Annotated in this window: 5 protein-coding genes and 1 pseudogene; all 6 read right to left on the bottom strand. The window is 38.8% G+C overall.

The window, feature by feature from the left end; genetic code table 11:
- Positions 1 to 153, bottom strand: a pseudogene (locus lacNas_RS14500) (IS3 family transposase); the annotation flags it as partial.
- Between the two features lie 282 nt (positions 154 to 435).
- A complete protein-coding gene (locus lacNas_RS06405) occupies positions 436 to 5,598 on the bottom strand; it encodes a DEAD/DEAH box helicase family protein (protein WP_201330281.1) in 5,163 nt (1,720 codons plus the stop codon).
- Positions 5,595 to 6,596 carry a hypothetical protein gene (locus tag lacNas_RS06410; protein ID WP_201330280.1) on the bottom strand — a complete coding sequence of 334 codons (1,002 nt, stop codon included), beginning with the start codon at positions 6,594 to 6,596 and terminating at the stop codon, positions 5,595 to 5,597. Before lacNas_RS06410 ends, lacNas_RS06405 begins: the two co-directional genes overlap by 4 nt.
- Positions 6,596 to 8,581, bottom strand: coding sequence for a coiled-coil domain-containing protein (locus lacNas_RS06415; protein ID WP_201330279.1), 1,986 nt, complete (start codon positions 8,579 to 8,581; stop codon positions 6,596 to 6,598). Before lacNas_RS06415 ends, lacNas_RS06410 begins: the two co-directional genes overlap by 1 nt.
- 4 nt (positions 8,582 to 8,585) lie before the next feature.
- A complete protein-coding gene (locus lacNas_RS06420) occupies positions 8,586 to 10,118 on the bottom strand; it encodes a hypothetical protein (protein ID WP_201330278.1) in 1,533 nt (510 codons plus the stop codon).
- Between the two features lie 512 nt (positions 10,119 to 10,630).
- A partial coding sequence (locus lacNas_RS06425) for an AraC family transcriptional regulator (RefSeq protein ID WP_201346703.1) occupies positions 10,631 to 11,472 on the bottom strand: 842 nt, incomplete at its 5' end.

An 11,472-nucleotide genomic window follows, 5' to 3' on the forward strand; every position in this document is an offset into this window, starting at 1 on the left:
AATGGCTTCGCCATGCTTTTGGATCAAGTCTACCAAATATTGGATTCCTCCACGCTCCATCCCATATTTTCGGCTGAGGTAGGTGCCTCTTCTATGATCGTCTACCCATTCGTGGTAGATAGCGAGTTTTATTTCTTTAGTGTATTTAGTCATGAAAATAACCCCCGAAATTAGTGTCCTAATTTCGGGGGTCATATCAGAAACTATGATTTCTCGGGCTTTTTTGTTTTACTAATGTAAAATTAACTAGAAAAACATCTCAATAAGCTTCTTCCAAGTTGTGACGGTGTTCTTTACGAAAAATGACATCTAGTATTTTTGACTACCAAAAAGACGGCATCCCTCGCATTCAAGCTCTTAGAATGCCGATCTTTTCAGAAGCGTTGCTATCTCACAAAATCATGTGGGCAGAATGCCTACACAAATTCAATACTTTTATTCATCTTGTAGTTCTAACTCAATTTGCTCTAAGGCAATTGGCCGAGCATATTTAATTAAGTAATCGCTAACATTAATGCTAGTAGGATCATCAACCATCTTCATACTTGGAGAAATCCTTACACGCTTGCCATCAACAAACAAGCCGTTAATACTATGATCATTTTCTCTCAAAATCGAAGCTAAAGGCTTGAAGCGTGTTTCTTGCTCTTCTTCCGAATAATCTGCCCTTATCGTGCCATTCAGACCCCACTTAAGGAGTTCTTTAGCTGCAAAGCGGTCTAGGAGGCCATGCATAAACTGATTCCGGTAATTGCGCAAGCAATTGTAGCAAGAACTATCACAGTTACAATCCTCCAAAATATTTTTTACTTTTTGCAGAAGTTTAGGCATCACACCTTTTAAACTGGCAGAATATCCCGCTCCACTAAGTAAACTGTCATAGATGTAAACATCAATAAAACTGCTCTCGTTCCCCTTTCTAAATCGACTCCCCGCTACTAACTCAGTGAAATCGATGTCCAACAACTGACTTGCACCCAAACGTATTGCCTCAGCTAGTGAACAACCCGCTCTTGTGTGCCACGGATTATCAAAATTAGTATTAATTTTTGAGTTGTCTAGTTCAAATTCAAGGACTAGCATGTCAGTAATAAAATCATATCCCAAATCTACGTTAGCAACCGATGAATGTGAGCAGTTTCCTGTCTTTTTATAGGATGAACCCAAAGTCGGACTCTTAACACTTTTAAGTGCTTCTTTGGTATTGCCAGGCATACTTGCTCCACACAGCTTACATATCTCAAATCCCTCGTTTTTACTACCTGTATTCAGCATGATGATGCGCTGATTCTTCCGACTAGCGATCCTAATATGCTGGCTGCCATTCAAGGGCTCTATTTCTGCCTTTTTTGGCAATGTCGAATAAATTGGCTGTTGAGCCATAGTAACTTCTTCCATTACGTTGCCACTTGAGATTTCTTTACCATCTTTTGGAGCAAATCCCCAAGGCCGAAGCATTTTCTTAGGACTCGCCACTATCTCTCCCTTACCACAAAATTGGCATTTCTCACCTTCTGTTACCCCGTCTTGAATTAGGCCGAACCAACCACATTTTGGACAGGTATAGACGGTCTTAGCAAAACTATCATTTTCAAGGTATTTTTCTGCTTCTTTATACGTTGGATTAGCTGAAGCAAAACCACCAATTTGATAAGTCTTCTTATTGACAACAATCGTTCTACCGGGTGCATATTCACTGATAGCAATATCCAAACTACGATCAACTTTATTCTCGATCTTCCCGCTTTTGTCTGACAAATAAGTGTACACTAAATTCTTCGGGAACGAATAAGACGGAATGATTCCGTCTTCAAACGCAACATCCAATAAATTTTTTGTTCTATTGTATTCCCCTGCAAACAACTCCGGATGCTCTTGATATCTTGCTTTGATATCGAAGAGGTTTTGACTGAGCTTCTTCATAAAAGCCTGTCTGTCAAAGTTCTGATCATTCAAAAGAATTGGATCTAGTTTACTTGTCCACTTTTCAAGATAATCTGCAAATCCTACAAGATAGTTTTCCAAAAAATCCGAAATTTTGATCTTATCAATGCTGTTCTTAAGCCCAAGCTTCTTTAAATATTCAACCAAAGCCACCAAGCTTAAATGTCTTTCAATAATTTTGGGACTAGCTACATCAATCCATGGTTTTCTTGGGTCGCCTCTAAACATTGGAGCTGGGTCATTAAAGTAGAGGGAATCGTGTGGCCCTCGTTCACAAAAAGTTACAATTGTTGAAAGGCTTGCCCCACGCCGGCCGGCACGACCTGCTCTCTGTTGATAGTTTTCTCGCTTTGGCGGTACATTTCGCAAACCTACGCCTACAAGCGAACCAATATCTATCCCGACTTCCATCGTCGTAGTACTGCTCAAAATATCAACTGGCTTTTCTCCGTCCTTGAGAATGTCTTGGAATTCTAATTCATACTTCTCGCCAGTTGACCAGTAATCATTTGTATTATCTTTATTTGAAAGCTGCGCTGTATGTTCTTCGACGTCCAGCAAATTCAGCTTTGCACCATTCAATGCGTCAATAATCGGCTGCCGCCAATACTTAATACCTTTAAGGTCAGCTTCGGTCAGTTTTACTAATGTACCATCACATGTTTCTCGTGGACACTTTCCTTGAATCTTAAACGGAGATACTTCTTTACATTTGTCGCAGCGATACCACTGGTGTCGCCAATCCAAACATGGAGTAACATTGTCAAGGCTGATAAACAACTTATCATCAGCCCTACGAACTGTGAGAGAACTAGTAACTATATCTGCCACTTTCTCTGCATTTTCACCAAAGCTATCTTCAAAGAGATATTTGCCAAAAAATGGTGTTTCAATTCCAGTAGCGACGAAATTCCGAACCCTACCACGCAACAGATCGCTGATTTCATTTCCAAGGGCCATTTTTTCATCACAAGCTAGCATTATCCAAACACAGATAAGCTCCTCGATTTTGTCATCATCGTAATCTATATCTTCATCTATTAGTTCGTCAATAATCAAATTTAATTTCCGCTTACTAGGTTTGAGCCAACTAACCGCAGTATCGTAATATGTGTTATAACTGCCACAATATAAACGAATCAAACTCTCTTTGACAAAATCACTAGCCTTATCAACTTGATAAGATTCGGCTCTTTCTTTTAGCCAATCTATTCCCTTCCTCTTAAGCCGTTTTTTCACCTTATCATATATCTTTCGATCATCATTTACCAAATTCGACAAGTCATGATCTATTAGCTCTTTCAGATAATATAGATAAATATTATTCAATGACTGTTCCTGGCCATTTTCGAGATTTACGATAGCACGAGCCATCAACTGACGCATCACAGATCTTTCAGATGCATTAGCCATATCAAGGGTAAGCTTAGCAGCTTTCTGACGACTATCTGAAAACAATAGTACTTTTCTCCCTTGATTTGGAAAACGATCAGTATTCTTATATTTGGCATCATCAACAGCTGGCTCCAACGAAAATTGTGTCTTGATTAGTTCGTCAAAAGATTGATTTCCCCTGGTACTAAAGGAAATGGCACCTCGAGGGCCAAATTTGTTATCGCAAAATGGACAAACGCCGAACGTTATATCTCTTTCTTCCGTACCTGCAGCTGTAGAGCTATAATAAAGTTTTCGATATTCCTTATTTTTCTCATAGCGATCATCGCCATCAAAATATAAATAGCCATTCTTAACATTCAAATAACATGCAGAAACATCTTTTCTTCCCCGTTCAAAATTGTCATCAGGAATAAATAGCTGAACCTCTTTAACAGTCCCATCTTTGTAGTTGCCGGAATCATGCCAGAAATATTTTTTATTAGAAATACTACCGGTAATAAAACCTCTAAAAAACAAGGCACCACAGCGTCGATCGTTATATATTTCATAGACCACGCTTCCGCAAGATGGACATAGATAAATCCCGTCAGACAGAATTAGTCGTCCCAGAGTTAGACCACCATCAGTGACGTGATCAGGGCAAGCAGGATTAGAGCAGGCAAATATGCCGTTAATTCCACGGAACATCATATGCATTCTAGCAGGAAATAAGGCTTCATCCGTATACTTATTCCGGGCAAATGGCGTCAGCTCTAGCATAACGTCGACTGCACGAATGCACTGGTCAGAATCACTGCCAAAAATATTAGTTGCCAGTTCACTCAAAGACACTGCCTCACCGCGACAGGCATTAAAAAGTTGATAGAAAGGTGCAAATGATGTTAGATTATCATACATCCATTCACTTAGATCTGGCAGATTATCATACTTACTAAATCCGCTTTTTGTGGAAGTTCGGTTCCAGAACTGATTTAATTCATCCAGAATGAGCTTTTTGTCACCACTTTCCAGATTAGTCATTGAAATTGAATTAAACTCTTTTGCTTCAATCTGTATGCCTTGACCCTTGATTAGTTTTTTACGGTGCCCATTTAATCTGACAAATTCGTGTTCTACAGGAGCTGATGTCAACTCGCACGCAAATTTATGAATATCATCCTCTCTCTCCTTGGGCATGCTAGCAGTCGTCAAAATAAACTGAACTTTTTCTCTAGAAATTTTCAAGTGATGGAAAAGCCGCTTAATCAAGTAAGCTACCTCACCACCCGCTGATCCACTATACATATGCGCTTCATCGATAATAAACAGCAGTTTATTATTTTTGTCGCTATCTAGCCATTTTTTAGTCTCTTCCCAGATTTTTGCTTCTTGAGGTCTGAAAAGCATGTACTCTAACATTGAATAGTTAGTAATCAGAATATCTGGAACGTTATTCTGCATTTCAATTCTAGTTATTAATTCAGCATCTTCTGGATCAGTTATATGGTTTCCCTGTTTAAGATTTGAAATAAATTTCGCCAGATTCTTTTTAGCGGGAATTTTTCCAGATTTTAGCAGCTGCTCCCGATAATCAAGATCCTCTTCATCTAGCAAATTTTCCTGTAAAGTATCTGCTAATTGCATATCATTTTTTATACTGTGGCTACCCGAATATGGTGTTCGACCTGTGTACATGCCAAACTGTGGCCGACGAGCATCAGCAAAAGACACAGCACGAAATGCATTGGCAAATTTGCCTTTGGGATCACCAACGATTCGCCGTAATCTACTTATCTGGTCAGACACTAGCGCATTCATTGGATACATGATTATTGCACGAACTCCCCGTTGATTCCAAGTCTGCTCGCTATTTCTTGCTTCGTTTGCCAATTTAACCAAAAGTGGCCACATAAAACATTCGGTTTTACCAGAACCTGTACCAGTTGACACAAAAATATCCTTACCAGCTGCTGCTGCCTCAAGGGATTCAATCTGGTGCACAAAAGGCTTTTTGAAAACGCCCAGATGCTCATCTGCCAGCTTTTTCAGGAAATCTTTTTCCCAATTAGGTATCTTAGCCGTGGCCAATCCCTGATCTTCAGTCACATAAGCTGGAGAAGCTTCGATATAGGGTTCTCTGAAGAGAATCCCTTCCGATGACAGCATTTTATCCAAGTTCTTAGCTAGAATCGGCGTTTTACCCAAATATTGGGTCTCAATATAATCTTTTAGCTGATTTCTCAGCTTTTTCTGGACTTCATCTGCACCATTGCTCATTGCTTCTTCTCCCTAAACACATATCCTATTTTTTCTAAAACATTCATGCAGAGACTAAAAACTTCTTTTTTCATCCAGCGCTTCTGAAAACATATTTTTCCATCTGAATAAACAGGCCATGAAAAAACGTTTAATAAATTTTGTTCTGCTGGCGAAACAAAAAAGTCATTTTCTATCTCAATAATATCTGGCATCGACCTGTAGTACACTACAGGCATTTGACCTTGTTCGTTCAAAATTGCTAATAGGATCGGCAAATAGCCTTTAGCTTGCATCAACTCTGTATTAAGTTGATATTGTCTTTCGTTTCGGTAAAGACAATATACCTTTTGTCCAAGCTTAACTCTACGGAACAAGCGTACATCAGCTGTCAGACTTTCAGTATTCCCCCAACGCCACCCATTATTAGCAATGTAAGGATATTGGTATTCTGTATCTGTAGCTTGATATTTTTCAGTATATGGAAGCTGGACTAAGAACTGATAAAGTTCTGCGAAGCTAACCTCTTGTAGCCGATATTCTTGGGTAACTTTATCCAGATCTGACCCAAAGCTTCCTGTCAGATATTGTCCTAAGCCAGAGACTTTAACTTTATCACCAACAGCAGTTCCGCGAATCAAACGTACTACATCATTGCCACACTGGCTATAGATAACGGGCGTTGAACGATAGTCCTCCTTATACAGGTACCCCGTAACTTGATATTCTTCCTTAATTTTTTTGAATAAGTCCTCATCCAAAACATTGCTGATTTCTGGAAAAATTTCACTGTAGCCTTCAATTACACGCAGTAAATTACTTCTAAGCAAAACATCAGAAATTCCTGTTTTATCGTCATCTAATGATCTCGTCCATAAATTACTAAGAAGCAATTGACCAATTGCTGAATATGCCAAGCGAAAAATATAGTTGTCATTTGTTTCATCTGGTTGCTGAACTATATCCAAATCTTTAGAGATTGTTTTTGTCAGTGCAACTCGCATTTTTTCACTAACCATTAATCACTCTCCAAAAAATCTAGTTTTTGATACTTACCATTCTTTTTAAATACCTCAAGAAGTGGGGCATCATCAGTCAAATAGGCCCATGACAACTGCAGCCATTTCAAAATCTCCCGCGAGTTTTTGTTTATCTCCGGATCTTCAGGATCTTCAAGGTCATATTGCAGCCAATTATCTTCCATCAGTGGATTAAACTGTACCTGCTGGTTGTAGTTCTTGACATATGCGCCTTCTCTTGGTGACACCTTCAATAATTTGTTTAGATGCTCAAGATTATTGAAATTGGACTTGCATACCTTATTGACAAAGATATCCGTAACGATAGGAGTAAAATAATAATACAAGCTTTTGGGTTCAAGGACCAAATCTTCCTTAAATGGATGAACGACAAAGATTTTCTTGGTAGTACGCGAAACAAATGAAGCTATTTTAGCTACATTCTTGCTACCAAAAAGATTTCTAATTATGATTATCTCATCATCGCTGCTTTCAATTTGTTGGAGAATGCCCTCTGCCACATTCTCAGTACAGTCCAAAACTCCAGGTTCTCTATTGTAAGAAACAAGTGAAAGCACCCTTATCAGTTCTTCGGCCATTGGTCCAACTAATAAAAGCGGTTTGTCTGTCCATAAGCTGGTATACAGCAGTTGAGAAACCTGATTATTATCGCTTACAAAGCTTATGTTGTCACCAATTGCAAATAACACATCATCTAAATCATCTATCTCGGTTTCAGGATAGTCAGCTCTTGTACCTGGTTGATAAGTTACCGAGGCTATAACCGATTGTGTTTGCTTTGTTTCAGGAACTAAATCCTTAGTTCTATCATTTGTGTTGCCATACAAAAGGTTTTTTGCTCGAAATTCGGCAACATCGCCTTCTGCTTGCTTTAACTTATCAGTTATTGAATTATAGAGTTCTGTTTGATTTTTTATTTTCTTTTGTAGTTCTTGAACCTTGTGTCGCATTTCCTGAATTCCCGGTTCAAGCTCGGCTTTCTCATTTTTGTATTTTTCTTGCTCTTGCTGAAGTTGCTTTTGCGTTTTGCTAATCTCAGCTTGTCCCGCTTTCAGTTCTTTAATATTTTGATTCTGCCAACGTTCATAGAATTTTTGATAGGTTCTTTCCCGCAAATCATTATTATTCTGAACCAAGTCACTCAAAATATCAGCATCTTCATCATTAAAGCTTAGATGATTTCCGCTATCTTTAAGGTATTCCTTAAACTCAGCAGCCACAGTATATTGATCTTCATCAATGTAATCCGCAATCTGCTTTACGATCGTTTCGTCATTTGCTTTTTCAAGAAACTTTTTTATTGTGTTTTCCGCTCTTTTAAAAGAACTAAGATCTTTGACTTCCTCTAAAAATTTACCTAGATTTTCAGACAAAAGTTTATTAAACAAGTCATGCCACTCGCTTACCCGTTCCCTAACAATTCGTTTAGGAAGATCTTTCCTACCATAAAATTTATACTGATTATAAAAATCAAAACAAGTTACTATATCTTTTGTGTCAATAATATATTTTTCAACCACCTTCACCGATGGCTTTAGGCAAATTTCCCCGTTCTTCTCTTCAACTTGTCGACTTTTAATAAGCAATCCCGTAAATTTGCCGTTTTCAAAGCTTTGACCGATCAGCCAATTGACTCCTTTAGTTTCAAAACGCTTGTCAGTTATTGGGAGACGATTAATTAGGCGGTACTTGATATTTTCTAGCTGTCTATCAATAATCATAACTGGTGTCCCGATATCGTAAACTTTTGTATCGTTATACGAATTATTGATAACTCTAAAAATACTGAAACTATCCAATTTATCCACATCCATTATTTTTTTGGTATATGTATGTTTATCAGTACTTGGCACAGCTTGCATTACAGCAGTGTCATTTTCATCAGCTTCAGCGTACCGTCTGATATAAGTTACACCCGTTCTATCATTCTCTTCCCATTTACCAATTATGATTTTTGCAGGCATACGCTTACCTCCATCCAAATTCTTTTTTTAACAATTGCACACACTTTAACGGAATACTGTCGGTAATCTGACATTTTTTTAGCCATTTAAAACATAATGGATATCCTCTCATCTTCAATCCGATAGAAGCAATATCGTGAGGAAAATTGATCATCCTACCTTTTGCAGATATTAATCGCTTGAACAACTCATCATCAGCAGCATGCTTTGTATCTTGTCTCTTAATAAAACTGATTTTTCCAAGTAAATCACTCCCATGATAAAATCGAATTTCCTGGCCCAATTCAACAGTAGGTAGAATTATTTCTGTCTGATTTATCTTTTTATTAATTAGAAAATGCTTTTCATATATATATGCACTGATTCTAAAATTTGCAGTAACGTGCAACCTTCCTTCGGGAAGACAGTTATAGCATTGGCCCATTTGATATGCTTCACCAGATTTTATGTCACTCACTTTTATTTCTACTTTATCTTCCCAGTATTCTAAAGTCGGTTTCTTTCGTAGAATTAATTCATCAAACTTTTGTTTATTTGGGCTCTGAACAACAACTCTGCAAAAGTCCTGTTTGAATACTCTTTTTTGCACCTCACTAGTAATTTCAGTATCTACGCTTTCCCCACTTCCGTCTCTACTTGAGTAAAGCAAGTAGCATGCATTTGTATTAAATTTATATTGATTGTAAAACTGAGTAAATACAGGCCAAATTGGGTATACCGGTGTTAGTTTCTCAGTTAACGAATAGCCCCATCGATAAAGCTCTTCTGAAGTTTCGCGAGAAAAAAGACTAACATCAAAAGTATAAAGATAGAATCCATCTTTCTCTTTAGGGGTATGCACAAGACAATGCCGAATTCCTAAAGGGATTTTTTTTATTGCTCTTTTGGAGAGTAAATAATATTTTTCCCCAATACAAATTTGTCCTCGCTGACTAACCATCCGCCTAGATTGATATCTAAAAACGGCTTTATCTCTTACACCGATAAATTCTTTCCCCCAAATACGGCTAATCGCCTCATCAGGGACATCAAGTTCAAATCTAAAACTAACCGCATTGATGTCTGACAAAGTCACATAAGTAACCTGATCTGCAGATAGTCTCTCCTTAAAGCTAATATCTCTTTGGAGCTTTCCCGTATTAGAATATATCTTTACATGATTTTCTTTATTAGCTTCCAGAGTCTGAGGATCTAACGGTAATAAACCCACCATTAGCTGGAGCTGATCATCTTTGAGAGAGAGCTTATACGGAAGAATGGGGTTAGAATTTAGAACTTTTTGTAATTTAGTATATTTTCGATAATCCTCTTGAGTACGTTCAGGACATTCTTTATCTTCGTCACCACGGTTGTGTTTGAATGCCGAAGCATTGTGCTCTCCTTTTGCTAAGGCAACGTATTTACCACATAAAGAACAACGATACCTTTTTTCCCGTGAGCTTACTTTGTGATGTTCAAGTTTCACTGCCTCTTCAATTGTTATTGGTCGCCAACCTTTATCATCGTACCATCGTTCAACATGCGTCAATCCAGCCATAAATAATCACCGCCTCACACCATCACGTATACGTCAATTTTATCAGCTATAATCATAATTCGAAACTTATCTAAAAATATCAGTAAAAAAGGCGACATCCCAAGCAATTAAGCTCTTAGGGTGTCGCCACATAATGTTCATTACCATCTTAATTTTTCTGTGAGAGTCGTCAAATGAACAAATAATACTTTTTATTTTGTCGCTATCCAACCGCTAAAACTCTTAAAAAACGACATAATCACAAAGGATTTGCTAATAATCAGCAAGCTCCAAAAATTGTTGAAAAATCAAGATATGAGCGGCCATCTCCAGCCAAAAAATGTAGCAAGATAAATGACAAACCCAATTCAATATTTTTACATCATCCATTTTGATTGTTTTATTACTGTCTAAATTATATCATATTAGCAATCATCCCTTCTGACAATATCTTCCTAGATCACTATGCCTTCCACTACAAAAAAGCGGATCAAGCCTTTCAGCCTGGTCCGCTTTTTGCGTCTATTTCCATTCTATTCTTCTTCCGCGATCTGCTTTCTGTATTCGCTGACGCTGACGCCCTTCCAAACTGCGAAAGCCCGCAGGAAGGAATTCAGTTCCTGGTAACCCAGCAAATAAGCAATGTCATTGGTCGTCATATCTGTATTTCTCAAATAGTGCAGAGCCAGAATTTCCCTGGTCGAATTCAGCTGCTTTTGGAAATTCGTCTTCTCCGCGCTCAATTTCCGCTGCAAAGTCCGCTTGGAATAGCCCAGCTTCCTTGCCACGTCGTCAATCATGAATTCCCCGCTTGGCAACAGTTCCGTCAGCGCGCTTCTGACTTGAGCACTGACTGAATCGTCCACCGTCAAGGCGGCCAGGCGCTTGTTCATCTCCGGTTCAAAGTAGTCCCACATGGCCTGGTTGTAAGAAATAAACGGCTTCTCCAGATCCTCCTTGGCAAAAGTGATCTTGTTTTCCGTCCCTTCCTTGAATGGGCAGGCAAAAAATTCCCGGACTTCTTCATTTTCTGGCAGAGGAATCGCCAGCTCAATTTCAACAGGCTTGATCTCTTCCTTGCTTGCCCGCCGCAGCATGGCCGTCAAAAAAGCGAATTCCGACAAAACCATGAATTCCGGCATCCGGTATTCCTTCTTGCTTGTCTGCAGCTCAACTGACAAGCTCGCCTCGTCTTCAGTCAAAGCAAAGATCATCGGCCCGATCAGTTTTTTATACTGGGCCAATCGGCTGATGAAAACCCGCCCGTTCCGGCTGCAGTAGGCCGCAAAAATCGGCGGTGAAAAAGACTCGATCTGGTCAGAGCTGGCCAGCTTGACCGGCAGAAAAGGATCCTTGGCCAGATCACCCACGGCTG

This window comes from Lactobacillus nasalidis (genome assembly GCF_016587775.1).
Lineage (GTDB): Bacteria > Bacillota > Bacilli > Lactobacillales > Lactobacillaceae > Lactobacillus > Lactobacillus nasalidis.